General features: G+C 63.7%; 27 protein-coding genes and 10 tRNA genes. 23 read left to right on the top strand and 14 right to left on the bottom strand.

From position 1 onward, the window contains the following. Positions 1 to 5 precede the first annotated feature (5 nt). Complete coding sequence (locus PMI15_RS23075; protein WP_007874802.1) at positions 6 to 944, bottom strand: DedA family protein/thiosulfate sulfurtransferase GlpE; 939 nt, start codon at positions 942 to 944, stop codon at positions 6 to 8. A 151-nt stretch (positions 945 to 1,095) separates the two neighbouring features. Here PMI15_RS23075 and PMI15_RS23070 point away from each other — a divergent pair, with 151 nt between their 5' ends. Next, positions 1,096 to 3,432, top strand: a complete 2,337-nt coding sequence (locus PMI15_RS23070) for an ATP-dependent DNA helicase (RefSeq protein ID WP_007874800.1) — start codon at positions 1,096 to 1,098, stop codon at positions 3,430 to 3,432. Positions 3,433 to 3,756: 324 nt separating this feature from the next. On the opposite strand, the gene PMI15_RS23065 is transcribed toward PMI15_RS23070, so the two are convergent. After that, a complete protein-coding gene (locus PMI15_RS23065) occupies positions 3,757 to 4,389 on the bottom strand; it encodes a hypothetical protein (RefSeq protein WP_238541177.1) in 633 nt (210 codons plus the stop codon). Positions 4,390 to 4,817: 428 nt separating this feature from the next. Next, positions 4,818 to 5,222, bottom strand: a complete 405-nt coding sequence (locus PMI15_RS23060) for a hypothetical protein (RefSeq protein ID WP_007874795.1) — start codon at positions 5,220 to 5,222, stop codon at positions 4,818 to 4,820. Between the two features lie 482 nt (positions 5,223 to 5,704). On the opposite strand from PMI15_RS23060, the gene PMI15_RS23055 reads away from it, so the two are divergent. The 11 genes from PMI15_RS23055 to PMI15_RS23005 all read left to right on the top strand — a co-directional run bounded on the left by PMI15_RS23055 (position 5,705) and on the right by PMI15_RS23005 (position 7,715). Next, positions 5,705 to 5,780: transfer RNA gene (locus PMI15_RS23055), tRNA-Gly, on the top strand. 207 nt (positions 5,781 to 5,987) lie between these two features. Next, positions 5,988 to 6,065: transfer RNA gene (locus PMI15_RS23050), tRNA-Glu, on the top strand. Between the two features lie 133 nt (positions 6,066 to 6,198). Then, positions 6,199 to 6,289 (top strand) — tRNA-Ser (locus PMI15_RS23045). Positions 6,290 to 6,339: 50 nt separating this feature from the next. Next, positions 6,340 to 6,419: transfer RNA gene (locus PMI15_RS23040), tRNA-Arg, on the top strand. A gap of 14 nt (positions 6,420 to 6,433) precedes the next feature. Continuing rightward, positions 6,434 to 6,509 (top strand) — tRNA-Asp (locus PMI15_RS23035). Between the two features lie 37 nt (positions 6,510 to 6,546). Further along, positions 6,547 to 6,623 (top strand) — tRNA-Trp (locus PMI15_RS23030). 53 nt (positions 6,624 to 6,676) lie between these two features. Further along, the gene (locus tag PMI15_RS23025; RefSeq protein WP_007874793.1) at positions 6,677 to 6,862 is read left to right on the top strand and encodes a hypothetical protein; all 186 of its coding nucleotides are present in this window, start codon (positions 6,677 to 6,679) and stop codon (positions 6,860 to 6,862) included. 15 nt (positions 6,863 to 6,877) lie between these two features. Further along, a tRNA-Asn gene (locus PMI15_RS23020) sits at positions 6,878 to 6,953 on the top strand. A gap of 15 nt (positions 6,954 to 6,968) precedes the next feature. Next, positions 6,969 to 7,044, top strand: a tRNA-His gene (locus tag PMI15_RS23015). Positions 7,045 to 7,053: 9 nt separating this feature from the next. After that, positions 7,054 to 7,128 (top strand) — tRNA-Lys (locus PMI15_RS23010). Between the two features lie 26 nt (positions 7,129 to 7,154). Continuing rightward, a complete protein-coding gene (locus tag PMI15_RS23005; RefSeq protein WP_007874792.1) occupies positions 7,155 to 7,715 on the top strand; it encodes an HNH endonuclease in 561 nt (186 codons plus the stop codon). Positions 7,716 to 7,799: 84 nt separating this feature from the next. Here the strand turns inward: PMI15_RS23005 and PMI15_RS23000 are convergent, their stop codons facing one another. The 4 genes from PMI15_RS23000 to PMI15_RS22995 all read right to left on the bottom strand — a co-directional run bounded on the left by PMI15_RS23000 (position 7,800) and on the right by PMI15_RS22995 (position 9,686). After that, a complete protein-coding gene (locus PMI15_RS23000) occupies positions 7,800 to 8,615 on the bottom strand; it encodes a hypothetical protein (protein ID WP_007874789.1) in 816 nt (271 codons plus the stop codon). A 97-nt stretch (positions 8,616 to 8,712) separates the two neighbouring features. Beyond that, positions 8,713 to 8,934: a hypothetical protein gene (locus PMI15_RS25010; RefSeq protein ID WP_007874787.1), complete on the bottom strand. Its 222-nt coding sequence runs from the start codon at positions 8,932 to 8,934 to the stop codon at positions 8,713 to 8,715. A gap of 222 nt (positions 8,935 to 9,156) precedes the next feature. Continuing rightward, positions 9,157 to 9,330 (bottom strand): hypothetical protein, encoded by a 174-nt coding sequence (locus PMI15_RS25005; protein WP_007874785.1) that lies wholly within the window; start codon positions 9,328 to 9,330, stop codon positions 9,157 to 9,159. Further along, positions 9,327 to 9,686, bottom strand: a complete 360-nt coding sequence (locus PMI15_RS22995; protein ID WP_007874782.1) for a hypothetical protein — start codon at positions 9,684 to 9,686, stop codon at positions 9,327 to 9,329. Before PMI15_RS22995 ends, PMI15_RS25005 begins: the two co-directional genes overlap by 4 nt. 389 nt (positions 9,687 to 10,075) lie before the next feature. Here PMI15_RS22995 and PMI15_RS22990 point away from each other — a divergent pair, with 389 nt between their 5' ends. Further along, entirely contained in the window at positions 10,076 to 10,693 is a 618-nt protein-coding gene (locus tag PMI15_RS22990) for a DUF502 domain-containing protein (RefSeq protein ID WP_036840828.1), read from the top strand. 133 nt (positions 10,694 to 10,826) lie between these two features. Then, on the top strand, positions 10,827 to 12,182 hold the full coding sequence (locus tag PMI15_RS22985) for a dicarboxylate/amino acid:cation symporter (RefSeq protein ID WP_007874778.1): 1,356 nt from the start codon (positions 10,827 to 10,829) through the stop codon (positions 12,180 to 12,182). 89 nt (positions 12,183 to 12,271) lie between these two features. Here the strand turns inward: PMI15_RS22985 and infA are convergent, their stop codons facing one another. The 4 genes from infA to PMI15_RS22965 form a co-directional block, all read right to left on the bottom strand. After that, complete coding sequence (gene infA / locus PMI15_RS22980; RefSeq protein ID WP_007874777.1) at positions 12,272 to 12,529, bottom strand: translation initiation factor IF-1; 258 nt, start codon at positions 12,527 to 12,529, stop codon at positions 12,272 to 12,274. A gap of 62 nt (positions 12,530 to 12,591) precedes the next feature. Continuing rightward, positions 12,592 to 12,828: a hypothetical protein gene (locus tag PMI15_RS22975; RefSeq protein WP_007874776.1), complete on the bottom strand. Its 237-nt coding sequence runs from the start codon at positions 12,826 to 12,828 to the stop codon at positions 12,592 to 12,594. A 627-nt stretch (positions 12,829 to 13,455) separates the two neighbouring features. Further along, complete coding sequence (locus PMI15_RS22970) at positions 13,456 to 14,505, bottom strand: response regulator transcription factor (RefSeq protein ID WP_007874765.1); 1,050 nt, start codon at positions 14,503 to 14,505, stop codon at positions 13,456 to 13,458. Then, on the bottom strand, positions 14,489 to 18,016 hold the full coding sequence (locus PMI15_RS22965) for an ATP-binding protein (protein WP_007874764.1): 3,528 nt from the start codon (positions 18,014 to 18,016) through the stop codon (positions 14,489 to 14,491). The genes PMI15_RS22970 and PMI15_RS22965 overlap by 17 nt, the downstream gene beginning before the upstream one ends. Positions 18,017 to 18,185: 169 nt before the next feature. On the opposite strand from PMI15_RS22965, the gene PMI15_RS22960 reads away from it, so the two are divergent. From PMI15_RS22960 to ureG, 7 genes are read left to right on the top strand one after another with little or no spacing between them, the layout of a single operon-like run. Next, entirely contained in the window at positions 18,186 to 18,488 is a 303-nt protein-coding gene (locus tag PMI15_RS22960) for an urease subunit gamma (RefSeq protein WP_007874763.1), read from the top strand. Positions 18,489 to 18,542: 54 nt separating this feature from the next. Continuing rightward, positions 18,543 to 19,160: a HupE/UreJ family protein gene (locus tag PMI15_RS22955; RefSeq protein WP_007874762.1), complete on the top strand. Its 618-nt coding sequence runs from the start codon at positions 18,543 to 18,545 to the stop codon at positions 19,158 to 19,160. A 9-nt stretch (positions 19,161 to 19,169) separates the two neighbouring features. Further along, positions 19,170 to 19,475 carry an urease subunit beta gene (locus PMI15_RS22950; protein ID WP_007874761.1) on the top strand — a complete coding sequence of 102 codons (306 nt, stop codon included), beginning with the start codon at positions 19,170 to 19,172 and terminating at the stop codon, positions 19,473 to 19,475. Beyond that, positions 19,476 to 21,194, top strand: coding sequence for an urease subunit alpha (gene ureC / locus PMI15_RS22945; RefSeq protein WP_007874760.1), 1,719 nt, complete (start codon positions 19,476 to 19,478; stop codon positions 21,192 to 21,194). Positions 21,195 to 21,228: 34 nt separating this feature from the next. Continuing rightward, a complete protein-coding gene (gene ureE, locus PMI15_RS22940; RefSeq protein ID WP_007874759.1) occupies positions 21,229 to 21,936 on the top strand; it encodes an urease accessory protein UreE in 708 nt (235 codons plus the stop codon). 7 nt (positions 21,937 to 21,943) lie between these two features. Next, positions 21,944 to 22,660, top strand: coding sequence for an urease accessory protein UreF (locus tag PMI15_RS22935; RefSeq protein WP_007874758.1), 717 nt, complete (start codon positions 21,944 to 21,946; stop codon positions 22,658 to 22,660). A gap of 34 nt (positions 22,661 to 22,694) precedes the next feature. Then, a complete protein-coding gene (ureG, locus tag PMI15_RS22930; protein ID WP_007874757.1) occupies positions 22,695 to 23,366 on the top strand; it encodes an urease accessory protein UreG in 672 nt (223 codons plus the stop codon). Positions 23,367 to 23,422: 56 nt separating this feature from the next. On the opposite strand, the gene PMI15_RS22925 is transcribed toward ureG, so the two are convergent. Together PMI15_RS22925 and PMI15_RS22920 are read right to left on the bottom strand one after the other, a co-directional pair. Beyond that, complete coding sequence (locus tag PMI15_RS22925) at positions 23,423 to 23,731, bottom strand: hypothetical protein (RefSeq protein WP_007874756.1); 309 nt, start codon at positions 23,729 to 23,731, stop codon at positions 23,423 to 23,425. Between the two features lie 439 nt (positions 23,732 to 24,170). Beyond that, positions 24,171 to 24,260: transfer RNA gene (locus PMI15_RS22920), tRNA-Ser, on the bottom strand. Between the two features lie 217 nt (positions 24,261 to 24,477). On the opposite strand from PMI15_RS22920, the gene PMI15_RS25000 reads away from it, so the two are divergent. Together PMI15_RS25000 and PMI15_RS22910 are read left to right on the top strand one after the other, a co-directional pair. Further along, on the top strand, positions 24,478 to 25,536 hold the full coding sequence (locus tag PMI15_RS25000; RefSeq protein ID WP_007874755.1) for a hypothetical protein: 1,059 nt from the start codon (positions 24,478 to 24,480) through the stop codon (positions 25,534 to 25,536). Between the two features lie 226 nt (positions 25,537 to 25,762). Next, positions 25,763 to 26,074, top strand: coding sequence for an I78 family peptidase inhibitor (locus PMI15_RS22910; RefSeq protein WP_007874754.1), 312 nt, complete (start codon positions 25,763 to 25,765; stop codon positions 26,072 to 26,074). A 27-nt stretch (positions 26,075 to 26,101) separates the two neighbouring features. Here PMI15_RS22910 and PMI15_RS22905 read toward each other — a convergent pair whose 3' ends face one another. Then, the gene (locus tag PMI15_RS22905; protein WP_007874753.1) at positions 26,102 to 26,314 is read right to left on the bottom strand and encodes a hypothetical protein; all 213 of its coding nucleotides are present in this window, start codon (positions 26,312 to 26,314) and stop codon (positions 26,102 to 26,104) included. Between the last annotated feature and the right edge of the window lie 8 nt (positions 26,315 to 26,322).

The raw sequence follows: 26,322 nt of genomic DNA, 5'->3' as shown, positions 1-26,322 counted from the left end.
CCCATTCACACGGCATGCGGGTATTCCAGCGACAGCCCGGCCGCCTGCCAGGCGTCTATGCCGCCGTGCAGCGGCCGCACGTTCCTGAAGCCCGCGGCCATCAGGCGCCTGGCCACCTGGGCGGCCGAGGCGTCGTTAGGACAGGCGCAATACACCACCACGGGCACGTCGTGCGGCAGGTCCAGCGTGGCCATCTTGCGGTCCGGGTCCGACCACAGCAAGGCGCCCGGGATGATGCCGCCCGCGCCGCGGCTCAGTTCGGTGCGCACGTCGAGGATCACGGCCGGTTGCTCGCCGCGCGTGAGCTGCAGCAATTCCTGCGGCGTGATGCGCGCCATGCGCAGCTGGCGGTAAAAACGCTGGCGCTGCCACCATTTGTGCGCCAGGAAGAGCGCGAAGGCGGCCAGCAGCACCATCAGGCCTATGCGCCCCATCTGCTCGAAGACGGCCAGCACATCGGCCACCGCGTCATGGAACACCATGCCTATGGCCAGACCTACGCCGGCATACAGCGCCGCGCCTATCGCATCAAAAAAGAGGAAGCGGCCGAAAGGCACGCCGGTGCGGCCCGCCAGCGCGGTGGCCAGCGAGGCGAAACCCGGGATGAACTTGGCCAGCACCAGCGACCTGGCGCCCCAGCGGGTGAAGATGGACTCGGTCTGCCGCACGCAGGAATCGGGCGACAGCGAAATCCGGCACAGGGTCTTGAGCACGCGGCTGCGGTAGCGATGGCCGGCCCAGTACCAGAGGCTGTCGGCGATCAGGCAGGCCAGCACGGCCGTCGCGAGCAGGCCGCCGGCCGAATACCGGCCACCAAAGCTCAGGGCGCCGGTGAGGATCAGCACCGGGTAGGCCGGGACAGGCAGGCCGAGCTGCTCCAGCACGATGTTGAGGAAAACGGCGGCCAGGCCGTACTGCTCCAGCCACACAACAATTTGGTCCATGGGCGTCAATGTAGACGGCTGCGGTGCATCGGTAAATGGCGGGCGCGGTAATGTTCTGTTTCCACTGAGGGAACAATCTCGCGAAGAGGCGGCTGCGCTACCATGAAGCCCTGCCCCGTCCGCTTCCCCCCATCCAGAGAGCGCACCCCGATTGAAATACCTTGTGGCCGTCCGGGCCCTGTGCGAGTTCACCGCCAAGCATGGCGACCTGGACCTGCGCTTTACCCCCTCGCCTTCAGCCCAGGAAGGCATGGCCGGCCATGCGCTGGTGGCGTCGCGCCGTGGCGAGTCCTACCAGGCCGAAGTCAGCCTGGAGGGCGAGTACAAGTCGCTGACCGTGCGCGGCCGCGCCGACGGCTACGACCCCGAGCAAAACCAGCTCGAAGAGGTCAAGACCTACCGGGGCGACCTGCACGCCATGGCCGACAACCGCCGCCACCTGCACTGGGCGCAGCTGAAAATTTACGGCTGGCTGCTGTGCCAGGACAGGCAGCTGCCCGACATCAACCTGACGCTGGTCTACTTCGACGTGGCCAGCGCGCAGGAAACCCCGCTGACCGAACATTTCACGGCCGCCGCGCTCAAGGACTACTTTGAAGCGCAATGCGAACGCTTCCTGGCCTGGGCCGAGCAGGAGCTGGCGCACCGCCAGGCGCGTGACGCGGCACTGACGGCGCTGGCGTTCCCGCACCCCGCCTTCCGGCCCGGCCAGCGCGAACTGGCCGAGGCCGTCTACAAGACCGCGCAAGCCGGCAGTTGCCTGATGGCGCAGGCGCCCACGGGCATAGGCAAGACCATAGGCACGGTGTTTCCGTTGCTCAAGGCAATGCCGAAAAAGCAGCTCGACAAGCTGTTCTTCCTGGCCGCCAAAACACCGGGGCGCCGGCTGGCGCTGGATGCGCTGGACCGCATCAAGGGCAGCAGCCAGGCCTTGCCGCTGCGGGTGCTGGAACTGGTGGCGCGCGACAAGGCCTGCGAGCACCCGGGCAAGGCCTGCCACGGCGACGCCTGCCCGCTGGCCAAGGGTTTTTACGACCGCCTGCCGCAGGCGCGCAGCGCCGCCGTGAAGCACGCCGCGGCGCACGGCCCGCTGGACAAGGCCGCGCTGCGCGAACTGGCGCTGGACCACCAGGTGTGCCCTTACTACCTGAGCCAGGAGCTGGTGACCTGGTCGGACGTGGTGGTGGGCGACTACAACTATTACTTCGACACCAGCGCGCTGCTGCACGGCCAGGCCCAGGGCAACCAGTGGCGCGTGGCCGTGCTGGTGGACGAGGCGCACAACCTGGTGGAACGCGCGCGAAAAATGTATTCGGCCACGCTGAGCCAGGCGCAGCTGCAGCAGGTGCATGCCGGCGCGCCACGCGCCGTGCGCGGCGCGCTGGAGCGGCTCAACCGCGGCCTGCAGGAGCTGCAGCAGGCACAGGACGAGCCCTACCAGGTCCATGCCGAGCTGCCCGCGCCTTTCCTCAAAACCCTGGGCCAGGCGCTGACGCAAGTCACCGACTTCCTGCTGGCCAACCCGACGCGCATGGACGGCGAGCTGCAGGATTTTTATTTCGAGGCCCTGCATTTCTCGCGCATGGCCGAGGCCTTTGGCGAGCATTCGCTGTTTGACGTGACGCTGCAGGTTGACACCGGTCCGGGCGCATTCGGGCAGGCGCTGGGCCAGCCGCTCGCGCTGCTCAACATCCGCAACGTGGTGCCGGCGCCCTTTCTGGCGCCGCGCTTTGCGGCTGCGCAGTCGGCGGCGCTGTTTTCGGCCACGCTGAGCCCGCAGAACTATTACGCCGACACGCTGGGCCTGCCGGCCGGCACGGTGTGGGCCGAGGTGGAGTCACCCTTCCTGGCCGAACAGCTGCAGGTCTCGGTGGTCAGCGACGTCTCCACACGCTTGCAGCACCGGGGCGATTCGCTCTCGCCCATCATCGACCTGATGGCGCGGCAGTACGAGGGCCGGCCCGGCAACTACCTGGCGTTTTTGAGCAGCTACGACTACCTGCAGCAACTCCTGGCGCTGTTTCGCCAACGTTATCCGCACATTCCGGTGTGGGAGCAGACGCGCGGCATGGAGGAAGCCGCGCGCGACGCCTTCCTCGCGCGCTTCACACCGGCCTCGCAAGGCATAGGTTTTGCCGTGCTGGGCGGCTCCTTCGCCGAAGGCATAGACCTGCCGGGCGAGCGCCTGATAGGCGCTTTCATCGCCACCCTGGGCCTGCCGCAGGTCAACGCGGTGAACGAGCAGATCCGCGAGCGCATGGGCGCCAACTTCGGCGCGGCCCAGAGTTATGACTACACCTACCTCTACCCCGGCCTGCAGAAAGTGGTGCAGGCCGCCGGCCGGGTGATACGCACGACCTCCGACCGCGGCGTGGTCTACCTGATAGACGACCGCTTTACCCGGCCCGAAATACAAAGCCTGCTGCCGGGCTGGTGGAAGGTGGCGCGTGTGCACGCACGGCGCAGGGAGACCGCCGCCGCGCTGTAAACAAAAAGCCCGCCAATGCGGGCTTTTTGTTTGAACGGCCGCGAGGCCGCTCAGCGTGTGGCGCCTAAAACACGCCCAGCAGCATCAGGATCAGGATCACGCTGAGGGGGACACCAAGTAGCCAGGCAATGATGGGCATGCTGTTTCTCCTAAAGAGTCATGGTTGAAAGACAACTCCAATGTAGACAGCGCGCTGTGCCGCCCATGCCAGCCTGAAGGCCCGCTGCAAGTAGGGCATGGCTGACGCGCGTGTAGTTGTGCAAGCAGCCGCTTGCAGGCAGGGGCCTTACAAAAGCAGCCAGGAAGGTTGCGGCCCGAAAAGGACTAGCGCTGGCTGAGCTGCAGCGCACCCAGCATGCTGGCCAGAGGCTGGGTGTCGGGCAGCACGTAAACGATGCCGCGGCTTTTTCCCAGGACGGGGCCGACCACGGTTTCGTAAAAGCGGACCGGCACCACCACGCAGCCCATGGAAATGCGGTTGTCGTCGGGTGTTTCCGAGGCCAGGCGCTCCGCGCGGCGCTCGGCCGGCGGCGCGGGGCGCAGGCGGTGTATGGCGAGCTTGGCCGCGTAATCGATCCAGACAATGGCCTCACCCTGCAGGTTATGGCCGGGCTCGGAGACAAAACGGCCCGCGGGCGTGGTGCGTTCATCCTCGCGCAGGCTGGCCACGCTGCGCTGCGCCATGCCGGGCACGCTGTGGTCGCCGGGCGCCAGGCCCGTCAACGCGGGCGACGTACCGCGCAGCTGGCCGCCCGCCTCGAACACAAAGATGCGACCGCCTTTTTTGTCGACGATCACAAAGGGCAGGCCTTCGTTGTCGCGCGCATCCACCACCCAACGCAAAGCCTGGCGTGCATCAGGAGAGGCGGAAACCAGCACCATGCCGGTGTCGGGACTTGCGGCAGGCGTGGCGGCGGTGTCGGTGTAGGGCGCCAGCGGCGCGGCAACGGAAAACAAAGGGCTCGCGGCAAGAACGGCAAAGGCCGTCGCGAGGGCGATTTTTGCTGCGTGTTTCCTGCCTGCGAACAACATCCGGGTCCTGTGCGTGGCGCTGAAAAAGTGCGCGAACGCACATCCAAAAAAACCGGAATCGCTGTCTGTGGAGGCGCCCCGGCACGGTTGCACCATGTTAGCGATGCAAGCAATTGTTCTCAACGGAGAAACCCCGAACCGCCTCGGATACTCGCTATGACTTGTATAGCAACGTGTCCTTTTCAGGCAAAGCGATGGAGCAGTTTTGGTAGGGCGACGAAAACGCCCGTCCGGGCATGTAACAGTCGCGGGAGACGGCATTTTTTCGCGCGACAGATGCCTATGCGCAACAGCTGCGCACAAAGGCGAACCACTGCCGTTACAAGTTACAAATCACGGCAGGGGAAACAGGCTTATTGATCGCCGGGCTTGGCGCCGCCAAAGCCCCGCTTCGCAAGCTGCATCAGATGCCGGCGGCCCTTGGCATCCGTTGTGCGCCATGCGGTACGGGCCATTTCGATGAAGGCGTTCTCGGCGGGGTTGAAAGCATCGCCGCCATGGTCCTCATCCATCCAGCCTTTCGGCTTGCCCGACCTGCTCTCGATCTGGGCGGCGGCGGCGTCGCCGATGTTGCGGCCTGAACCGCTGGCGTCTCCCTTGAACTGGCTCAGCCCGCCGGCGCTCAGGCCCAGCTCTTTCGCCAGCCTGCCCAGCATGCCTACCGGCGATTCACCGGCCGCCAATTCCCTTTCGCTGAATTCGCGAATGATGATCAGCAGGTTGTTGCGCCTGGTTCGGTTGATGTCCGGTGAATCCATGTGACGTGATTGCAACAATCAAAATTATTTTTCAGCGATGCGTTGACGGTGACGTAAAAAGATTTTACATTACCTTCCATTGCTACTTTTGACATCAACCCTTTAACGCTTTCCACGCAGCCCATCATGAAACCGATAGCCGCCATCGCCAGAAACAGCACCCCCGCTTGGGGCGGTGCCGGCGTGCGTCGCCTTGACGTTTATCTGGGCTCATGGGGGCTGAGTTCCTATGCGGCATCCGTTCTGCCGACGGCCATGTCCAAACAGAACCATGAGGATTGCACACCACCGGGAGGAGGAGACGCCTGAGCGTACCTTCTGAATCTCTGACATCCAGAGGCCCGGTATCCGCAAGGAACCGGGCCTTTTTGTTTTCCCCTGGCGGTGATCGTGCCGTCTGTGCGCCCAGGCGCGGGGCTCTTTAAAAATTCAGCAGCGGGACAGCGGCCACACACTGGATGGCAGCGATCCCGCAAAAAATTGCGGACATAGCTCAGCAGGTAGAGCGCGAGCCTTCCAAGGTCAATGTCGCCGGTTCGATGCCGGCTGTCCGCTCCATTTCGGGTGTGTCTGTTTCATGCCGCCTGCGCGAGATCGAGGAGACGATCTGGCGGCGTGTGTGCCAGCAGCCGGGGTTCATGGCCCCGGAAGAGCAGTGCAGTGGGAGATCCCGGTCCGGCTTGATGCCGGCCGCCCGCATACGGGTACAGCCGAAATGGATTTTGTTTTTTGAGCCCGCGTCATCACGACAGGAACTCAATATTTGTCACGTTCGTCTAGCTGGCTCAGGACACAAGATTTTCATTCTTGTAGACAGGGGTTCGAATCCCCTACGTGACGCCAATTCCAGGGCGAGAAGTCGAAGCATGTTCACTTCCCGCTATTGATCAAAGAAGCGCAGCGCCCGAAAGGGTGTAGTGCGGAAACCGGCCTCAAAGATAGGGGGGCACCGGAACTCGTAACCGGAGATTTTTTTGGAAGATTGGCCGAGAGGTTCAAGGCACTCGCTTGCTAAGCGAGAGCCCGCGAAAGCGGGCTCATGGGTTCGAATCCCTTATCTTCCGCCAGTTTGTTTCAGTAGTCGAACCTGCCTGCGCGCACCAGGCGCATCTTTTTTCTCGCGTTAGCTCAGTCCGGAATCAGAGCATCTGCCTACGAAGCAGAGGGTCGGAAGTTCAAATCTTTCACGCGAGGCCACTCAATTTTTTTCTGGTCTGTTAGCTCAGCTGGTAGAGCACTTCCCTGTCCAGGATGAAGTCACGGGTTCGATTCCCGTACAGGCCGCCAGTTTGCACGCCGGGATGCCGCCGGGTGCTTTTTCCATTGGTGCGTAGCTCAAGCAGGCAGAGCAGCGGTCTCCAAAACCGAAGGTTGGAAGTTCGATTCTTCCCGCGCCAGCCAATGATTTGACCCAGGTGCGCCACTTTTATCCACCCAAGCCAAGGAGGTTTGCCATGACAGCCAGAAACACAGCGGCCTCCAGAAGGCCGGAGAAGCTCCGCAAGCGCATTGTTCGCGCGCTCCTGGGCGGCATCATCGCCACCGGCAGCGCCCGGCTCAGCCATGCCCGGCCCCAACGCGGGCAAACGCGCGACGACCGCGAGCTGGACCAGCGCGTGCGTGAATGCGGCGAGTGGTGAGCGTTTCCTTTCCATTCCACGGTAGCTCAGCGGGTAGAGCGCGCGACTGTTAATCGCGTCGTCCCTGGTTCGATCCCAGGCTGTGGAGCCATTTTTCTTTTTTCTGGTGCATGTGGCGCAGTTGGCAGCGCAGCGGGATGTGACCCCGCGGGTCACCGGTTCGAGTCCGGTCTTGCACCCCATTTTCATACGCGGGTATAGCTCAGCGAAAGAGCAGCCGGCTTTTAACCGGCAGGCCGGGATTTCGAAATTCCCTGCCCGCACCACCATTCATTCAACTCAGGAGGCTCTGATGCACCATGTTCTTCAGCTCGATATCCAGGGAACGCCCCAGGCCTGGATCACGGCTGAAGAGGCGGCCCTGCACTACGCCACGAATACCGTCGCATGGGAGCAAGGCGAAAGCCCCCTGGTGACGCTGCGCGGCGGCTGGAACGTCGCGCGCGGCCGGCAATCCACGCTGGTCATCCACCCCATCATCGCGCTGCGGGGTGCACCGCGCCGCAACCTCCACGAGGTGGTACCGGCGGTCACCAAACCCAAGCTGTTGCGCCGCGACCGCTGCACCTGCGCGTATTGCGCCCAGGTCTTCCCGGAAAAGGACCTCGAAGCCGAGCACATCGTTCCGGCAAGCAAGGGCGGGCCTTACGCGTGGACCAACCTGGTCAGCGCCTGCCGCCATTGCAACGGCAGAAAGAAGGACCGCACGCCCGAGCAAGCCGGAATGCCGCTGGTCTACCTTCCCTATGTGCCCAGCCGGTATGAGGACTTCCTGCTGCGCGGGCGCAACGTGCGGGCCGACGTGCACGAATGGCTGTCGGCACGGCTGCCGAAAGGGTCCCGGCTCAATTGATTCTGGCAGAAGCCAAAGCGGCGCATTGCGAAAGCAGTGCGCCGTTTTTTTTTGCCCTGCGAACGGAGGATTTTCGAGGGCCGGCTAGCCCGCGCGTGCCTGTGCCTGCTTGAGCGCGAGTTCATGCGCGGCCGGAAACACCTCGGCCAGCGGCTTGACTTCGGGCAATACATAAACCACACCGTAACTCGCATTGAAAGCCGGCTTGAGCACGTTTTCATAAAACTCCACCGGCATGTTGATGCAGCCGTAGGAGATGCGGTTGTCCTCGGTGGTCGGCGAGGCGAGGCGCTCCAGCCGGCGCTCCTTGGGCTCCAGCGTGCGCACGCGATGCATGGACACGGCCGCGTCGTAGTCGACCCAGACCACGTCCTCACCCGTGGCGTTGCGCCCGGGCTCGGCGACGAAACGGCCCGCGGGCGTGGTGCGCTCCTGCGGCTGCACCTGGGCGATGGGCCGCCCGCCTATGCCGTCCACCGAATCGTCGCCGCGCGCCGCGCCTATCAGCACCGGCGTGGCGCTGCGCAGCTTGCCGGAGGGCTCGAAGACAAACACCTTGGTGTTGATCTTGTCGAGGATGACAAAAAAGAGTTTGCGGTTGTCGCCGGAGCTGACGACCCAGTTGGCGACTTCGCGCGCTTCGTTCGAAGCCTCCTCGCCGCCGAAATCCGCTACGCGCGGTGTGATGGGCCGGGGTGCCGTGGCTTGAAGGCCGGCGGCCGCCGACGGGGCCACGGGGTGGGGCCTGAAGAGCGGCAGGACCAGTACCGCGACTGCGGCGCCCCAGAGAACGCCCTGCTTGATGCCGTCAAGAATATCGGAATGCCGCGTGTTCACCGGCGCCGGGGTCGGTCCTTCACCGGCAGGCCGCTGCTGAACATCAGGCAGGGAGGCAGCCATGGACAGGAATAAAAAAATGCCACACCCCACATAAAACGCTCCGGGCCGCCAAGGCGATCCGGAGCGCTTTCATGCGCAGATGCATGAGCGGCCTGGCTTAGTTGCGGTCAGCCTGTGCGGGACGCTCGGTCGGCGTAACGGCCATGTCCGTGCTGGTCGAAGGCGAGGTGCTGGGGCTGGTGCTGCCCTGGTTCTGCAGGGTCTGGTCTGCCGGCGTGCTGGGCGTGGTGGTGCTGGTGTCCTGGGCATAAGCCAAGCCAATGGCGCCAACCACGGCGGCTGCGGCAACGGCGGAAGCCAGGGTTTTCGATGCTCTCATGGTGTACTCCTAAGGTCATGCCCATCACAGGCAATCGGGTTGGTAAATCGCCGGCCGTATTGCCGACTGGGTTCAATTTACGGTAGGGAGCAAGGCCTGTTTCGTCGGCCTGGTACAGCGCGCCGTGTAGGACAAGCGAGGTCACAAAATGCTACGTGCCTCACAGACGCATGCAGGATGGCACATGCGCGAACACGCATTCATCCCCTGGAGCGGACGCCCTTATTCGAGAGGGTTGTTGCCCTGAAGGCCGTGTTCGGCCTTGATCGCGAGCTGGAGTCTTTCAAGCTCGTCGATGAGCTGGTCTATCTTCGCGAAATCCTTGGTCGGGGCCGCCTGCAAGGCCTGCAGCTGCGCGCGAAGGCGCGCATAGTCAGCCTCCAGGTCGGGTTTCATGCCGCCACCGGACCGGGCTTGAAACCGTTGATGGAGGCGCGCTTGTCCGGGCCGTCCGCGGCGGGCTTGGGCGAAGGCGCGCTGAAGAGTTCGGCCTGCAAGTCTTCCTCGCTGCGCGGCCCGTATTGAAGGTCGGGGCCGACCAGGCGCTGCAGTTCGCCGTAGCCGGTGGCCAGGGCCGTGTCGTAGGCCGCGAAGGTGATGTCGGAGCAGGAGATCGATTCAAATACCCGCGGGTCTTCGCGGCTTTCAAGAATGCGCCAGCAGAATTCGCCGGGGGCGGGCTCCTCGACGGTGAGGGCTAAAGAACGGAGAGGGACTTTGAGTTGTGCGTTGACCAATGTGGAGTGGCTCATGAAACAGGGATCCTCAAAAATATCCGGACAGGCCGGACGTGACCTTGCAGACGCAGCTTGGAGCGCCGCAAAAAAATATCAAGGGGTGCAAACGTAACTTTCAGCACAGGGGCCGAAGGCTGCTGAAGCGGCCAGCATGAATCAAGCACAAGGGCAAGGGCGCGCCGGTCCGTGTCCGGTGTCGTCTCTGCAACTGCGTGGGCTTTCATATCAGGTGTTCGCAATGACGCCAGTTTAAGCATGGAAATATGACAAGCTGCGGTGATTAGTACCCGAAAAATGTAGGAAAAGGCCGACAGGCGCCCAGCGGGGTGGAGCGTCAACTGAAATGGTTATATTGCAGGCATCGCCAGGCCCGCATCGTGCGCGGAGGCACGAATAAAAAACCCATGAAAAGCCTTTACAAATATTTCTTTCGCGGCCTCATCACCATCTTGCCGGTGGCCCTGACGGTCTACCTGCTTTACATCTTCCTGGCCTGGATGGAAACCGCGGCGCTGTGGATACTGCGCCCGCTGATTGGCAGCTTTTACATCCCGGGCCTGGGCCTGGTGTTCGGCGTGCTCAGCATCCTGGTGATCGGCTACCTGGTGTCCAAGCGCAGCGTGCGCAAGCTGCTGTCTTTCGCGGAAATGCCCTTCACCAACCTGCCGGTCGTCAAAAGCATTTATTCCTCGCTCAAAAGCTTCGCCGACTACTTCTCGCCTTCGGGCAAGCAGGGCGAGCAAAGCGTGGTGATACTGCGCATGCCGGGCCATGCGATGGAAATCGTGGGCCTGATCACGCGCCGCAGCTTTGCCGACCTGCCCGCCGGCTTTCTGCCCGGCGAGCGTGTGGCGGTCTACCTGCCCATGGGCTACATGATCGGTGGCTACACGGTGTTCGTGCCGGCCGACTGGGTGCAGCCCATAGACATGTCGGTGGAGGAAGCCATGCGCTCCTCGCTGATCGCCTGGATGGCGCGCCCTCCGGCTGCGGGCGATGGCGGCGGTACGCCGGCCGGCTGAGTTTTCGGGCCGCGCACGGCGGCCGCGTAAAGGTTTGTGATCTGTGGTTTCCCACATGGACAAATCGTGTGGCGGGACTATATTTGATGACCCGATCACCACACCACAGCGCGCAACCTGGCGCCTCCCGGCCATGACAACAACGACAACAGAGACAAGCAAGCGCAAGCCGCCCCTTTACAAATCGCTGTACTTCCAGGTGATCTGCGCGGTCATCGCCGGCGTGCTGCTGGGGCATTTCTACCCCGAGGCCGGCAAGCTCATGAAGCCGCTGGGCGACGGCTTCATCAAGCTCATCAAGATGATGATCGCACCCATCATCTTCTGCACCGTCGTGATCGGCATCGCCGGCATGGAGGACATGAAGAAGGTCGGCAAGACCGGCGGCCTGGCGCTGCTTTACTTTGAGATCGTCAGCACCTTCGCGCTGATCATCGGATTGGTGCTGGTCAATGTGTTCAAGCCGGGCCAGGGCATGAATGTCGACGTGTCCACGCTGGACACCAAGGCCATCGCGGCCTATACCGGCCCCGGCAAGATGGTCGGCACCACCGACTTCATCATGAACATCATCCCGTCCACCGTGGTGGACGCCTTCGCCAAGGGCGAGATTTTGCAGGTGCTGCTGATCGCGGTGATGTTCGGCTTCGCGCTGCACCGCTTCGGCGGGCGCGGCACGCTGGTGTTCGACTTCGTCGAAAAAACCTCGCACGTGCTGTTCACCATCGTCGGTTTCATCATGAAGGTGGCGCCCATAGGCGCGTTCGGCGCCATGGCCTTCACCATAGGCGCTTACGGCGTGGACAGCCTGGTGTCGCTGGGCAAGCTGATGGCCGCCTTCTACGCGACCTGCCTGATCTTCATCTTCGTGGTGCTGGGCGCCATCGCGCGCGCGCACGGCTTCAGCATCTGGAAGTTCATCAAATACATCAAGGAAGAGCTGCTGATCGTGCTGGGCACGTCCTCATCCGAATCGGTGCTGCCGCGCATGATGGAAAAGATGGAGAACCTGGGCGCGAAAAAGACCACCGTGGGCCTGGTGATCCCGACCGGCTACTCCTTCAACCTGGACGGCACCTCCATCTACCTCACGATGGCGGCGATGTTTATCGCACAGGCCACCAACACGCCGATGACGCTCACGCAGGAGCTCACGTTGCTGGCGGTGCTGCTGCTGACCTCCAAGGGTGCGGCCGGCATCACCGGCAGCGGCTTCATCGTGCTGGCCGCCACGCTGTCGGCCGTGGGCACCGTGCCCGTGGCGGGGCTGGCGCTGATCCTGGGCATAGACCGCTTCATGTCGGAGGCGCGTGCGCTGACCAACCTGATCGGCAACGGCGTGGCCACCATCGTGGTCGCCAAATGGACGAATGACCTGGACACCGAAAGGCTCAAGGCCGGGCTCAACAACGAGAGCTGGGTCGAGGCCCAGGAGCCCGAGGTGCTGATCAACAAGAAGACCGAGCACATGGCAACCGGCCGCCGCTGAAAACACACCACCAATAACAAAGCCCGGCAGGCGGAGATTCCTCTCCACCTGCCGGGCTTTGTGTTTTTTCGCCGGCGAACGCCGGTGATTTAGCGGGCCTGGCGCGGCGCCGGGCCCGGGCCGCGGCCTGCGATGTGGCGGAAGGTGATCCGGCCCTTGCTCAGGTCATAGGGCGAGAGCTCCAGCGACACCTGGTCGCCGGCGAGGATGCGGATATGGTTTTTGCGCATCTTGCCCGAGGTGTAAGCCACAAGCTTGTGGCCGTTCTCGAGCGTGACGCGAAAGCGCGAATCCGGCAACACTTCGTCGACCAGCCCATGCATTTCAATCAGTTCTTCTTTGGCCATGATGTAACTCCTAGGGAATTGAAAAAGTTGTCCGTGATGTCTATTGGCAGGGCTGGCAATGCTTATGCGCAGGCCGGCGTTGAGCGCTCATGGATCCAGCGCAGGGCGTGTTCCGTCGCGTACTGCAGGGCCGAGGCCGCGCTGTCGAAGAGGCCGCTGAAGCGCAGCACGCGGTCGTGCGTGGCGCTACCGCGGCCGGAGCGGATGGAGACCGATGCAGCGTAGCCTTCGCCTTGCTGCTTGGCCAGTGGTGAGACAAGGTACTTGCCCACCGCGATTTTGGTGTGATCTACGTTCATAAAAAGTCCGTGCCGGGTTATGTATCCCGGCTTGATAAATAAGGAGAATCGGCTTGCGAGCAAGCCGGCGGGTGTTCGGTGTCCACCCGCCTGGCCCTTGTCAGGGGCTGGGCTGGTTGAGCCATGCGTGGGCACTGTCGGGAAGAGTGCTCGCCGGAAAAACGGAACAGTGCTGAGAGGGTTCAGGGCTGTATGGGCACTGAAAACACTGTGGATTCGGGCTCTGGGAAGCGCCGCTTGAGAAGGAAACCTGTTGGGAAAAGGCTTCGATGTAAAAAGCTGATGCTTTACCGAAGCTGCCATTGTAACCGCTGACGCATTAGCTTGCATAAAGCCCGGTACAGCGCAAGGCCAGCCTTCTCTTCTTGCAAGCAGGGGCCGCGGAACCGGCTTTGCCGGGCAGAACAGGCTCACCCCTGTCCAGTCTCACTTCGTGTAGCCTGCTCCCCCTCAAGGGGGCGGCGCCTCGGGCCGGCAAGCCGGACCCTCGGCCCCCCGCTGATTGAATCCCCTGAACTCTTAAATCCAGCCGGGGCCGCGGAACCGGCTTTGCCGGGCCGCAGGCGCAGCGGCCCCCTCGGGGGGGCAGGGAGCTACACGCAGTGAGCGACCGTGGGGGCCATATGCTCAGCCCTCAAACTGAGGGTGCAGCTGGCGGATGCGGTTCATGGCCATGCCCGCGGCGGCGGTGCGGGTTTCCACGCCCAGCTTGGCATAGACCCGTTCCAGGTGCTTTTTGACGGTGGCCGGGCTGGAGCCCAGGATATCGCCGATGTCGCGATTGGTCTTGCCCTTGACCACCCAGTACAGCACCTCGGCCTCGCGGGCGGTGAGTTTGAAGCTCAGGCTCATGGCCTCGACCACCGCATCGTCGGAAATCTCGCGCATCACGATCAGCCAGTCGCCCCGGCCGGCGGCGTCGCCGCTTTCGCCGCCGTCGCCGGTCTGCTGGTGCAGCCGGAAGGTCAGCCGGCGCGGCCCCATTTCCACCGCCAGGCGCGGCGGCTCGACCTGGCGCTCGGCGTCCGCCAGGTGGCTGCGCAGCCAGGCCAGCACCGGCTCGGGTGTTTGCGGCGCCGACGTGCCGTAGTAGCGCATCAAGAGCTCGCGCGCCAGCGGCGTCTGCCAGATCAGCCGGCCGTCGGCCGCGCCGCCCATGCGCACCGTGATGCTGGCATAACCGAAGGCGTCCAGCGCGTTGCGCGCCTGGCCGGCCTGGCGCGCCTCCTGGCGGGCGCGACGCGCGCCCTGCAGATGCACGCCCATGCGCGCCATGACTTCCTTGGGTTTGATGGGCTTGGTCACATAGTCGACGCCGCCGGCCTCCAGCGCGGCCACCAGGTGCTCGGTTTCGGTCAGGCCCGTCATGAAGATAATGGGGATGTGGGCGGTCTCGGCCATGGCCTTGAGGCGCTTGGCGACTTCAAAACCGTCCATGCCCGGCATCATCGCATCCAGCAGCACGATGTCGGGCCTGGCCTGCAGTGCGCGCTGCAGGGCGGCCTCGCCGCTGGTGGCCACCAGCACGGTATAGCCCGATTCATCGAGCGCGTCGTGCAGCACCGAGAGGTTGTCTGGCACGTCATCCACGATGAGCACGACGTCGCTGTTGGCCCGGTCCAGCGTGCGGTCCAGGCTGCGATTGAGCAGGGGAGATTCTTCAAGCACGCTGCTCATGGCTGGCCTCCTGGTTGGCGAGCTGGCGGCCCATGGCCTCGAACTGGAACTGCCGCGCCAGCACGCGCATGTCTTCGACAAAGGCGGCGGTGTCGGGCTGCTGCCGTTCTATCTCCGCCAGCATGTTCATGATGCCCCGGTAAAAGCCCAGGCTGACCACCTCCTGCAGCGCGGCCAGCTGTGAAGCGTCCGGCAGCACGCGCCGCGGGGGTACGGCCGCGGGCGAAGCCTCCTCGGCCGGCTCGTCATAGCGCCAGGTGAGCGACAGGCGCCGCTCCAGCCAGGCGATCAGCTCGGTGTGGCGCACGGGCTTCAAGATGAAGTCTTCGGGAAGAATGCCGGCGTCGTTCTCCATGCCCTTGTCAAAGGCGTTGGCCGAGACGATGGCCAGGTGGATGTCCCCATGCCCGGAGCCGCGCACACGGCGCAGCGTTTCCCAGCCGTCTATGCCCGGCATGGCCAGGTCCATGAAGATCACGTCGGGCTGATAGCCGGCGGCCAGCAGGTCCAGGCAGTCGTGGCCGCTGGCGGCGGTGCGCAGCTCAAAACCCATGGGCTGCAATAGCTGCACCAGCAGTTCGCGGTCGGGCTCCTCGTTGTCGACCACCAGTAGCTTGCGGCGCGGGCCCTCGTAGCCGCGCGGCCGGCGCCGCGCCGGCACGACGGCGGCCTCTTTGGCGGCGCCCGCCGGCAGGTGCACCTCGGGCAGGAACAGCCGTATGCGGAAGATGGAACCCTGGCCCGGCGTGCTGACCACCGTCATCTCGCCGCCCATCAGGTCGGTCAGCATCTTGGCAATCGTCAGGCCCAGGCCGGCGCCCGGCGTGCCTTCGGCGCTCTGGCCCGCCGCGGCACCGCGCGCGAAGGGCTCGAAGATGCGCGCGAGCTCGGCTTCGCGCATGCCGGGGCCGGTGTCCTCGATGTCGATGTAGGCCATCTCGCGCGCATGGCGCAGCCGGAAAGTCACCTGCCCCTGCACCGTGAACTTGATGGCATTGCCCAGCAGGTTGATGAGTATCTGGCGCACGCGTTTTTCGTCGGCGCGCACCAGCTCGGGCAGGTTGCCGCTGGCCTCGAAGTGAAAGGCCAGGCCCTTGGCCGCGGCCTGCAGCTCAAACATGCCGGCCATCTCGTGCACACAATCGGCGAAATGCATGGGCTTGACGTTGAGCGTGAGCTTGCCGGCCTCGATGCGGGCGATGTCCAGCGTGCCTTCGATCAGCGACAGCAGGTGCTCGCCGCCGCGCTTGATGACGCTGACGGCCTGCTTGCGGTGCGGCGGTATCGCGCTGTCTTCGCCCATGAGCTGCGCATAACCCAGGATGCTGTTGAGCGGCGTGCGCAGTTCGTGGCTGATGGCGCTGATGTAGCGGCTCTTGGCCTGGTTGGCCTGGTCGGCATGGTGGCGCGCCTCTTCGGCCACACGCTTGGCCTGTTGCAGCGCCTCGTCGGTCTGGCGGTGCGACTCGATCTCGCGCATCAGCAAATGTGTCTGGCGGTTCGATTCCTCCTGCGCCACCTGCCGGCTCTTGTGCGCCAGCACCAGCCACCAGGCAACCAGGCCGGCGATCACCAGCAGCGCCATATAGGCCTTCAGAAAGCCCGACTTCAAGGCCGGCTCCGAGGGCGTGAAGTCCGACAGCGCGCTGATCTCCTGGTGGTAAAGCAGGCCGAACACACTGGCCAGCAGCGGCACGATGATCAGCATCAGCAGCAGGAAGTGGCCCAGGCCGGTGTCCAGGTAAGGCCAGGCGCGGCGCGGCAGCAGCCAGCGCAGCGCGCCCGACCATTGCGCCGACAGGCTCGCGTGCGGCTTGCACAGGTCGCCGCAGCGCGCATCCAGCGTGCAGCACAGCGAGCAGATGGGCCCCTGGTAGGCCGGGCAGTGGGCCATGTCCGGGCCTTCGTAGGCGCGCTCGCAGATCACGCACTGCTGCAGCGCATAAGGTTTGTAGGCGCCCTCGCCGGCCGCCACGGCCGGGCCGCGGGCTATGTAGTAGCGGCCCTTGGTGGCCCAGGCGATCAAGGGCGCCGTGACAAAGGCCGTGCCCATGGCGATCACGGCCGAGAAGGCCTGCGCCATTTCACCGTACAGCCCCAGGTGCGCCGTGATCGACAGCGCCGAGGCCAGGGCCATGGCGCCCACGCCGACCGGGTTGATGTCGTAGAGGTGCGCGCGCTTGAACTCTATGCCCGGCGGGCTCAGGCCCAGCGGCTTGTTGATGACCAGGTCGGCCACCACGGCCATGACCCAGGCGATGGCGATGTTGGAGTACAGGCCCAGCACGTCGCCCAGCGCCTGGAAGACGTTCATCTCCATCAGCATGAAGGCGATCAGCGTGTTGAACACGACCCACACCACACGGCCCGGATGGCTGTGCGTGATGCGCGAGAAAAAATTCGACCAGGCCAGCGAGCCGGCATAGGCGTTGGTGACGTTGATCTTGAGCTGCGACACCACGACGAAAAGCGCGGTCGCAGCCACGGCCATGCCGTAGTGCGGGAACACGTACTCATAGGCCGCGAGGTACATCTGGTTCGGGTCCACCGCGCGGTCCAGCGGCACCATGTTGGAAATCGCCAGGTAGGCCAGGAAGGCGCCACCCAGCATCTTCACCACACCCAGGAAGACCCAGCCCGGCCCGCCGGCCAGCACGCCGCCCCACCAGCGCCAGCGCCTGGCCGGCGTCTGCACCGGCATGAAGCGCAAATAGTCGGCCTGCTCGCCCATCTGGGTAATCAGCGCAATGCCCACGGTCAAGGCGGCACCAAACAGGTGCAGATCAAACTCGCCGCCCACACCCTTCTCACCGCCATAGTGCAGAACACCTGAAAAAGCACCAGGATCGCGCAGCAGCACAAACACAAAGGGCACGACCAGCATGACCAGCCACAAGGGCTGGGTCCAGACCTGCAGGCGCGAGATCACGGACACGCCGTGGGTGACCAGGGGAATCACCACCAGCGCGCAGACCAGATAGCCCCAGCTGGGCGGGATGCCAAGGGCCAGGTCCAGCGCATAGGCCATGACGGCCGCCTCCAGCGCAAAAAAGATGAAGGTGAACGAGGCGTAGATCAGCGAGGTCAGCGTCGAGCCTATGTAGCCGAAGCCAGCGCCGCGCGTGAGCAGGTCCATGTCCACGCCGTAGCGCGCCGCGTAAATGCTGATGGGCAGGCCGGCCAGGAAAATGATGAGGCCGGTGGCGACGATGGCCCAGAAAGCATTGGTGAAGCCGTACTTGACCAGCAAGGTGGCGCCCACCGCCTCGAGGATCAAAAAAGAGGCCGCGCCAAAGGCGGTGTTGGCGACCCGCCATTCCGACCACTTGCGAAAACGCTGCGGCGTAAAGCGCAGCGCGTAGTCTTCCATGGTTTCGCTGGCGACCCAGCTGTTGTAGTCGCGCCTGACCTTGATGATGCGCTGCAGCGGCGGTGCTTCGGCCGCCACAGGCGCGGCCACTGCCGCTTCGGGCGGCAAGGGCGGCTGCAGGGGCGTGGGCGGGGCGTCCATGGGGGGGCAGATGCGCCGGGCGCGTAGTGATTGAGCGTCTTCAGGTGCATGTTCTGTGCCATGCGCCCCGGTGGCCCGCCCCAGGCTGGACCGTGGACAGCGTCTTATGGCACCATTCTTGCACCCCGGCAAGCATCCCCAAGCCGGCAGCCTGCCCTGAGAGAGCCCCATGGAATTGACGCCCCGCGAAAAAGACAAGCTGCTTATTTTTACGGCTGCCCTGCTGGCCGAAAGGCGCCGCGCCCGCGGCCTCAAGCTCAACTACCCCGAGTCCGTGGCGCTGATCAGCGCCGCCGTCATGGAAGGCGCGCGCGACGGCAAGTCCGTCGCCCAGCTGATGAGCGAGGGCCGCACCGTGCTGACCCGCGCCGACGTGATGGACGGCATTCCCGAGCTGATCCCCGACATCCAGGTCGAAGCGACCTTTCCCGACGGAACCAAGCTGGTCACCGTGCACCAGCCCATTGTCTGAGTGCCGCCCGCTTTCCGTTTAAGTACAACAACACCCGCCCAACAGGAGATCGCCGTGAGTTTTTCCACCCTGCCTTCATCCCGGAGCCTGCGCGCCCTGCTGGCCCTGGCGGCCTTGCTGCCCGCGGCGGCCTTCGCGCACACCGGCGTGGACGGGCACACGCACCTGGATTTTTTCAGCGGCTTTGTGCACCCGCTGACCGGTATGGACCACCTGGCGGCCATGGTGGCCGTGGGCCTGTGGAGCGCGCTGGCCGCGCGCCGCGCCGGCCCTGAGCTCCTATGGGGCCCGCTGGGCTTTGCCGGCATGTTGCTGGCGGGCGCGCTGCTGGGCCTGCAAGGTGTGCAGACCCCGGCGGTCGAGCCCATGATTGCGGCCTCGCTGCTGGTCACCGGCCTGCTGGTCGTGACGCGCTGGCATGTGCCCGGCATCGCGGCCGCACTCATCGTCGGCGCGTTCGCCGTCTTCCACGGCCTGGCCCACGGTGGTGAACTGGCCGGGTCCCCCAGCGCCTGGGCGACCTTGTCGGGCATGCTGGCCGCCACCGCGCTGCTGCACCTGGTGGGACTGGGTGCCGGCTGGGCGCTGCGCGGCGCAAGCGCCTGGCTGCCGCGCGCGGCCGGTGCAGCCGTCGCCGTCTTTGGCGTGACCCTGCTGGCCCGGCTGGCCTGAGGAGGCACCATGATTCCGGGAGAACTGATCACCGACGGACCCGACCATGTGCTCAACGCGGGCCGGCGCACGCTGACTGTCGTTGTGCAAAACACGGCAGACCGCCCTATTCAAGTCGGCTCGCATTACCACTTTGCCGAAACCAACGGCGCGCTCGGATTTGACCGCGACGCGGCGCGCGGCATGCGGCTGAACATCGCTTCGGGCACGGCCGTGCGTTTTGAGCCGGGCCAGCAGCGGACGGTGGAACTCGTGGAATTCGCGGGTGAACGAAACGTCTATGGCTTTCGCGGCCTGATCCAAGGAAAACTCTAAATGGCAACCATAGGACGCCGCGCCTACGCGGAAATGTTCGGCCCCACGGTTGGGGACCGCCTGCGCCTGGCCGACACCGAGCTGCTGGTCGAAGTCGAGGCCGACTACACCTTGCGCGCCGGCAGCTACGGCGAGGAAGTCAAGTTCGGCGGCGGCAAGACGATTCGCGACGGCATGGCCCAGTCGCAAAAGACGCGGGCCGAAGGCGCCATGGACTGCGTGATGACGAACGCCCTCATCATCGACCACTGGGGCATCGTCAAGGCCGACATAGGCCTCAAGGGCGGGCGCATCGCGGCCATCGGCAAGGCCGGCAACCCCGATACCCAGCCCGGCGTCGACATGATCATTGGTCCCGGCACCGAGATCATCAGCTGCGAAGGCATGATCGTCACCGCCGGCGGCATCGACTCGCACATCCATTTCATCTGCCCGCAGCAGATCGAGGAAGCGCTGACCTCGGGCATCACCACCATGCTGGGCGGAGGCACCGGCCCGGCCACCGGCACCTTCGCCACCACCTGCACGCCCGGCCCCTGGAACATCGAACGCATGCTGCAGGCGGCAGACGCCTTCCCCATGAACCTGGGCTTCCTCGGCAAGGGCAATGCCAGCCTGCCCGCCGCGCTGCACGAGCAGATCAACGCCGGCGTCATAGGCCTGAAGTTGCACGAGGACTGGGGCACCACGCCGGCGGCCATCAGCAATTGCCTGGACGTGGCCGAAGCCACCGACACCCAGGTTGCCATCCACAGCGACACGCTCAATGAATCCGGATTCGTCGAGAACACGATTGCCGCGACCAAGGGCCGCAGCCTCTGCGCCTTCCACACCGAGGGCGCGGGCGGCGGCCATGCGCCCGACATCCTGCGCGTGGTGGGCGAGGAGAACTTCCTGCCCTCCTCCACCAACCCGACCATGCCCTACACCGTCAACACGCTGGACGAGCACGTCGACATGCTGATGGTGTGCCACCACCTGGACGCCGGCATTGCCGAGGACCTGGCTTTTGCCGAAAGCCGTATCCGCAAGGAAACCATCGCGGCCGAGGACGTGCTGCACGACCTGGGCGCGATCAGCATGTTCAGCTCCGACAGCCAGGCCATGGGCCGAGTCGGCGAAGTCATCATCCGCACCTGGCAGACTGCGCACAAGATGAAACTGCAGCGCGGCAAGCTGCCCGGCGACACGGACCGCCACGACAACTTCCGCGCCAAGCGCTACATCAGCAAATACACCATCAACCCGGCGATCGCCCACGGCATCTCGCACGAGGTCGGCTCGGTCGAACCCGGCAAGTGGGCCGACCTGGTGGTCTGGAAACCGGCCTTTTTCGGCATCAAGCCTTCGGTCATCCTCAAGGGCGGTTTTATCGCCATGGCGGCCATGGGCGACCCGAACGCCTCCATCCCCACGCCGCAGCCGGTGCACTACCGCCCGCAGTTCGGCGGCTTCGGCGGTGCCATCGCCAGGGGCTCGCTGACCTTTGTCTCGCAGGCCGGCCTGAATGCCGGCATCAAGGAGCGCTTCGGCCTGGCCAAGACCCTGAGCGCGGTAAAAAACGTGCGCGGCGTGCGCAAGCAGCACATGGTCCACAATGCCTACCTGCCCAAAATGGAAGTCGATGCCCAGACCTACCTGGTGCGGGCCGACGGCCAGCTGCTGGGCTGCGAGCCGGCCACCAGCCTGCCGATGACGCAGCGTTATTTCCTTTTTTAAACCTTGTTCCAGGTTTTGCTTTTTTTAAGGCCTCATGCTTCAGGTTTCCAAAGTCATTTCCCAGGGCACGGGCCTGGCCTCTGTCCTCGTCAAACGCGCCGCCACCGTCGAGCTCGACTGGGACGTGCGCCAGAAAAGCCGCTTTGACGCGACCGACTCGCAGGGACGCCAATTGGGTGTGTTCCTGCCGCGCGGCACGCTGGTGCGCGGCGGCGACGTGCTGGTGGCCGAAGATGGTTCCATGGTCAGGGTGATCGCCGCGCCGCAGGCGGTGCTGCGCATCACCGCCTGCACCTCGCACGGCTCGCCTTTTGACCTGACGCGCGCGGCCTACCACCTGGGCAACCGCCATGTACCCATAGAGCTCAAGCCCGACCACCTCAAGATAGAACCCGACCATGTGCTGGCCGACATGCTGCGCGCCATGCACCTGATCGTGAATGAGGCCGAAGAAGCCTTTGAACCCGAGGGCGGCGCTTACAGCTCGGGCGGCCATGGGCATGCTCACGACCATGGCCATGACCACGGCGGACATGGACACAGCCATGCGCCTGCTGCCGTAGCCGCCGCGCCGGTAGCGCATGTGCACGGGCCAGGCTGCAACCATGGCCATGACGACCATGACCATGACCATGACCATGACCATGACCATGACCATGACCATGACCATGACCATGACCACGCGCACGAAGCCAAGCCCGTGGCCATCCAGGTCCACAAGCACAAGCCCCACAGCCACTAGGCACGCCGTGGACGCGCCGACAACGCCCGCAGCCCCTCTGGAACAGCTTGCGGCATCCAGCCTGCTGCAGCTGATCTGGCTGGCCTCGCCTGCCCTGCCGGTGGGCGGCTTCTCGTATTCGGAGGGCCTGGAGGCCGCCGTTGAGGGCGATGAAGTCACGACGGAAAGCCAGGCCGCCAGCTGGCTCAGCGACCAGCTCCATTTGGCCCTGGCCCGCGGCGACCTGGCGGTGATTGCCCAGGCCATTCCAGCCTGGCGCGAAGGCAAGCTGGAGCGCATCGCCGGCCTGAACACCTGGGTGCTGCAAACCCGTGAGACCAGCGAACTGCGCGCCCAAACCGAGCAGATGGGCCGCTCTCTGCTCGAATGGCTGCGTAACCATGAAGGGGCCAGCGCCATGCACATCGACGCCTGCGCCGCGCTGCAACCCACCTACCCCGTGGCCTTTGCGCTGGCGGCCTCGCAGACCGCCGCCGGTGTGCGCGACTGCCTGCTGGCCTACGCTTTTGGCTGGGCCGAAAACATGATGCAGGCCGCGATCAAGTCCGTGCCCCTGGGCCAGAGCGCCGGCCAGCGCATACTGGCCCGGCTGAGCCGGGACATACCGCCCGCGGTGGAAGCGGCGTTGCGCCTGCCGGACGGCGAGCGGCAGGCTTTTTCCCCCATGCTGGCGATTTTGTCGGCCCGGCATGAAACCCAGTATTCGCGGCTGTTCCGCTCCTGACTCTCTTTACACCATCCTCTTTCAAGGTACGCCCATGAGCTTGCACCACATCGCCAACCGCAGCAAAAAACTTCCGCCCCTGCGCGTGGGCATAGGCGGCCCGGTGGGTTCCGGCAAGACCACGCTGCTCGAGATGCTGTGCAAAAGCATGAAGGCCAGGTACGACCTGGTCGCGATCACCAACGACATCTACACCAAGGAAGACCAGCGCCTGCTGACCGTGAGCGGCGCGCTGGCGGCCGAACGCATCATGGGCGTGGAAACCGGCGGCTGCCCGCATACCGCGATCCGCGAAGACGCTTCCATCAACCTGGAGGCCATAGACCGCATGCTGGTGGATTTCCCCGATGCCGACGTCGTATTCGTTGAATCCGGCGGCGACAACCTGGCCGCCACCTTCAGCCCCGAATTGAGCGATTTGACGATTTATGTGATCGACGTGGCGGCCGGCGAGAAGATTCCGCGCAAGGGCGGCCCCGGTATCACAAAAAGCGACTTGTTTGTGATCAACAAGACCGACCTGGCACCTTATGTGGGTGCCGACCTCGAGGTCATGAAAAAAGACACCATCCGCATGCGCACTACGGCCAAGGGTTTGAAACCATTTGTAATGACAAACCTTAAAACCCAGGCCGGCCTGGCCGAAGTGATCAGCTTTATTGAAACCCGGGGAATGTTGCAGCAAAGCCAGCCCGAGACCGCTTGAAGCGGGGGCGGCCGCCGCAGTGCCGCTGGGCGGCTTGAAGGCTCACGCCAACGAATTCAGGTGTGGAATTCGCTGGGATGCACGGTTTCGTACATCTTGCCTTCGTGGAAAAACACCACCATCCAGTTGCCGAATTTTTGCGACGGATGAGAGGGAATGACCTCGTTGAGCGCCAGCGTGATCGACTCTTTGACCGGGAGCGCCACCTCCCGGACCTCCGGCGATACCGCATCGACGCTGATCAACATGAAAGTGCCCTTGTCCTGCATATCGACCCGCGGGAACGACCAGCGGGCTCCGGTAGCCTTGACAAAAGCGGTTGCCACCTTCTCGGCGACTTCGGGGTGGAAAGCAGGAACTGTCATAGGATTTAAGGCGCCCTTCTACGCTGTAACTGGATGTTTCTATGATGGCCTCGCCCACGCTTCTCGTCACTGTCCTGAAAAAGGTTTTCAGAATTGGGCGGGAATAGTTCCGGGAAATAATTCCGTTTTTTCGGGTCTGTTTGTTGCAATGCGAACGTAAGGCGTAACTTTGCCTGCCCCAAGCCCGGTCTGGTGAGGCTTTTTGGTTGCAAATCGTCCGTTGGGCGCAGTCCTGCAAAAAAACCACGCAAATGAGGATGAAAGCACCCGAAATGGCCTCACAAGCCACCAGGCTCAGGCAAAGACAGCCGCCGCGCGGGCTGCAAGCCTGCTATCAAACGAGGGAATCTCCGGACAGAGGGGTGCGGTTGCAGCCATGAGAGACCGAACCGGAGTGGCGATGAGCTTGGCGTTAAAGCCGGTGCCACTTATTTGAAAGTGGCGGAAGCGGTGAGATTCGAACTCACGGAGGACTTGCATCCTCGGCAGTTTTCAAGACTGCTGCATTCAACCGCTCTGCCACGCTTCCGAGTCGGGTAGTTTAACCGCATGGATTGCGGTGACAGCCGAGCGTATGCCAGACACAGAGCCCAGACCACAGAGTCGGCGGTACTCGGTATTCCAGACCGCAGGAAGCGGGGCAGGCATCTATCCATCGGAAGCTACATTAGACAGGGATTGAGTTCCCTCAAAGCCATCAGTACATCGTCTTGCACTATCGCCAGCACCAGCCTTTAGGAGTATCCATGCCCACGCACAATGCCGGAATAAGATTGAACAAACCAATCAGCCGCTTGCTGGCCATCCTGGCAAGCGCTTTCCTGCTGTTCGCCGGCGATGCGAGTGCGAATCCCCCTGAACCGAAACCGTCCCCCGGCTCTCAGAAAGACTGCTCGCTTCTGAGTGAAATCAATTACAACAATCATGACGAAGCCGTTTCATACCTTCGCCAGCTATACCAGACCTCAAACTTCGGGGATCTGGATGCCACTCTCACATGCCTGTTGCGTGATTCCAAGCGATTTCAGTCCGGCAAGACCGGCGCCAGCGCCGCATATTGGTTCTTCCGGCGTGAAATGCCCGCGCCCGGCGTGGAGGCGGGCCAAGGTGCACGGGTTAAAGAATGGCAAAAGCAAAAGCCCGACTCGATATTTCCGGCATTTGCGAATCTCCGGCTCCAATACGCACTCGCCTGGAACGCACGCGGATCCAGTTATGCGAAAGATGTTCCGGGTGGCGGTATGCAGTCATTCCAGCAAGGTTTGCTTCAGACCGAAAAGTCGCTTCTTGAAGCCCGCAAAGAATTTCAGCAAACGCCTATCTGGCAAAACCTGCTGCTTGCGGTCAGCCTTGACGCGGCGGAAGGAAAATCAGATCCGAACAGCATCTTCGAAGAAGGGGCCAAGCGCTGGCCAAACTACTACGATTTTTATGAAGTCGCTTTGACGCGTTTGGTTCCCAAATGGGGAGGCAGTTGGGAAGTTGTTGATGCATTCATCGTCGGCTGGGCCAAGCAACTTCAGGCCAGTGAGGGCGAGTCGCTTTACGCTCGGCTGTATGCAAGCGTTGTTTTCAGCGGTGCAGCCCCTAGTGAAACGCGTCTTGATTGGCCACGCATGAAAAGAAGTCTTGATGACCTTATCAAGCGCTACCCCGACCCCGTGCATAAAAACTGGGCCGCTGCACTGGCATGTGCCCATGGTGACTCGGCTTATTACAAAGTTTCCATGCAACGCATCGGCGCACAAGAGATAAGGCCTCAAGCGTGGATTCGTGGAACCGACCCGACCTCGTGTTCGCGTTAGCGCTCTGCGTCGTTCAAAGCGACCGCCTCCTCAGTCGACTACATGCCGCATTGACTGGAATCGCGAAACGTTCATTTCGCGCTCCTGGGGCCCGCGCCTACAAAAGTATCGACCGTCGGCCTATTTGCAGTCCGCTCGGAAAGCGCCAAGCTCTCGACAACATATTCTGAACATAAGCTGCCTATGTGGCACCAAAACCAGCCGCCACATCCTGAAAGGACTCACCATGCGTTTGCCGATCCTCACAACCTTTGCCACCACCGCCGCCCTTCTGCTGTCCGCCTGCGGCAGCGCCCCCGCTACTGGCCAGGGTACCGACCCCGCCCCCGTGTCAAGCCGCTGCAACGCCGCACCGGCCCAGTTCGCCGTGGGCCGCAATGCGGATGCCGCGCTCGAGAATGAGGCGCGCACGCGCGCTGGCGCGAAGGCGGTGCGGGTGCTCAGGCCCAACCAGGTCGTGACCATGGAGTTCAATGCCGAGCGGCTCAACCTCACGGTCGATGACGCGGGCCGTGTGACGCGGGTCAACTGCGGTTGATGGGCCCTGCGCAATCCATGCGCTGAATCAGCGCTTGCCTTTGGCGGCTTGCTGAAGCTGCCGTTTGCGTTTGGCCTTGTTGAGGGATTCGGGCTCGGGCGGGCGGTTGCGCAGCGCCTGGGCCTCGCGCTCTTCGGCCGCCTTTTTGCGTTTCTTGTCGCGGAAGTGAACAAACAGCCGGCCCAGGCCGAAACTGATGGCGCAACTGACAACCAGAAAGATAAGGGCGGGAGTTTCCATGCGTAAAG

The organism is Polaromonas sp. CF318, assembly GCF_000282655.1.
Classification (GTDB): domain Bacteria; phylum Pseudomonadota; class Gammaproteobacteria; order Burkholderiales; family Burkholderiaceae_C; genus Polaromonas.
Note: the sequence above shows the minus strand (reverse complement) of the source record. Positions and strands in the feature narration are given on the sequence as shown.

Coding starts and splice junctions, on each gene's coding strand:
- PMI15_RS23075 (WP_007874802.1), bottom strand. CDS start 944: ATGGACCAAATTGTTGTGTGGCTGGAGCAGTACGGCCTGGCCGCCGTT.
- PMI15_RS23060 (WP_007874795.1), bottom strand. CDS start 5,222: ATGGATTCACCGGACATCAACCGAACCAGGCGCAACAACCTGCTGATC.
- PMI15_RS23025 (WP_007874793.1), top strand. CDS start 6,677: ATGACAGCCAGAAACACAGCGGCCTCCAGAAGGCCGGAGAAGCTCCGC.
- PMI15_RS23005 (WP_007874792.1), top strand. CDS start 7,155: ATGCACCATGTTCTTCAGCTCGATATCCAGGGAACGCCCCAGGCCTGG.
- PMI15_RS23000 (WP_007874789.1), bottom strand. CDS start 8,615: ATGGCTGCCTCCCTGCCTGATGTTCAGCAGCGGCCTGCCGGTGAAGGA.
- PMI15_RS25010 (WP_007874787.1), bottom strand. CDS start 8,934: ATGAGAGCATCGAAAACCCTGGCTTCCGCCGTTGCCGCAGCCGCCGTG.
- PMI15_RS25005 (WP_007874785.1), bottom strand. CDS start 9,330: ATGAAACCCGACCTGGAGGCTGACTATGCGCGCCTTCGCGCGCAGCTG.
- PMI15_RS22995 (WP_007874782.1), bottom strand. CDS start 9,686: ATGAGCCACTCCACATTGGTCAACGCACAACTCAAAGTCCCTCTCCGT.
- PMI15_RS22990 (WP_036840828.1), top strand. CDS start 10,076: ATGAAAAGCCTTTACAAATATTTCTTTCGCGGCCTCATCACCATCTTG.
- PMI15_RS22985 (WP_007874778.1), top strand. CDS start 10,827: ATGACAACAACGACAACAGAGACAAGCAAGCGCAAGCCGCCCCTTTAC.
- infA (WP_007874777.1), bottom strand. CDS start 12,529: ATGGCCAAAGAAGAACTGATTGAAATGCATGGGCTGGTCGACGAAGTG.
- PMI15_RS22975 (WP_007874776.1), bottom strand. CDS start 12,828: ATGAACGTAGATCACACCAAAATCGCGGTGGGCAAGTACCTTGTCTCA.
- PMI15_RS22970 (WP_007874765.1), bottom strand. CDS start 14,505: ATGAGCAGCGTGCTTGAAGAATCTCCCCTGCTCAATCGCAGCCTGGAC.
- PMI15_RS22965 (WP_007874764.1), bottom strand. CDS start 18,016: ATGGACGCCCCGCCCACGCCCCTGCAGCCGCCCTTGCCGCCCGAAGCG.
- PMI15_RS22960 (WP_007874763.1), top strand. CDS start 18,186: ATGGAATTGACGCCCCGCGAAAAAGACAAGCTGCTTATTTTTACGGCT.
- PMI15_RS22950 (WP_007874761.1), top strand. CDS start 19,170: ATGATTCCGGGAGAACTGATCACCGACGGACCCGACCATGTGCTCAAC.
- ureC (WP_007874760.1), top strand. CDS start 19,476: ATGGCAACCATAGGACGCCGCGCCTACGCGGAAATGTTCGGCCCCACG.
- ureE (WP_007874759.1), top strand. CDS start 21,229: ATGCTTCAGGTTTCCAAAGTCATTTCCCAGGGCACGGGCCTGGCCTCT.
- ureG (WP_007874757.1), top strand. CDS start 22,695: ATGAGCTTGCACCACATCGCCAACCGCAGCAAAAAACTTCCGCCCCTG.
- PMI15_RS22925 (WP_007874756.1), bottom strand. CDS start 23,731: ATGACAGTTCCTGCTTTCCACCCCGAAGTCGCCGAGAAGGTGGCAACC.
- PMI15_RS25000 (WP_007874755.1), top strand. CDS start 24,478: ATGCCCACGCACAATGCCGGAATAAGATTGAACAAACCAATCAGCCGC.
- PMI15_RS22910 (WP_007874754.1), top strand. CDS start 25,763: ATGCGTTTGCCGATCCTCACAACCTTTGCCACCACCGCCGCCCTTCTG.
- PMI15_RS22905 (WP_007874753.1), bottom strand. CDS start 26,314: ATGGAAACTCCCGCCCTTATCTTTCTGGTTGTCAGTTGCGCCATCAGT.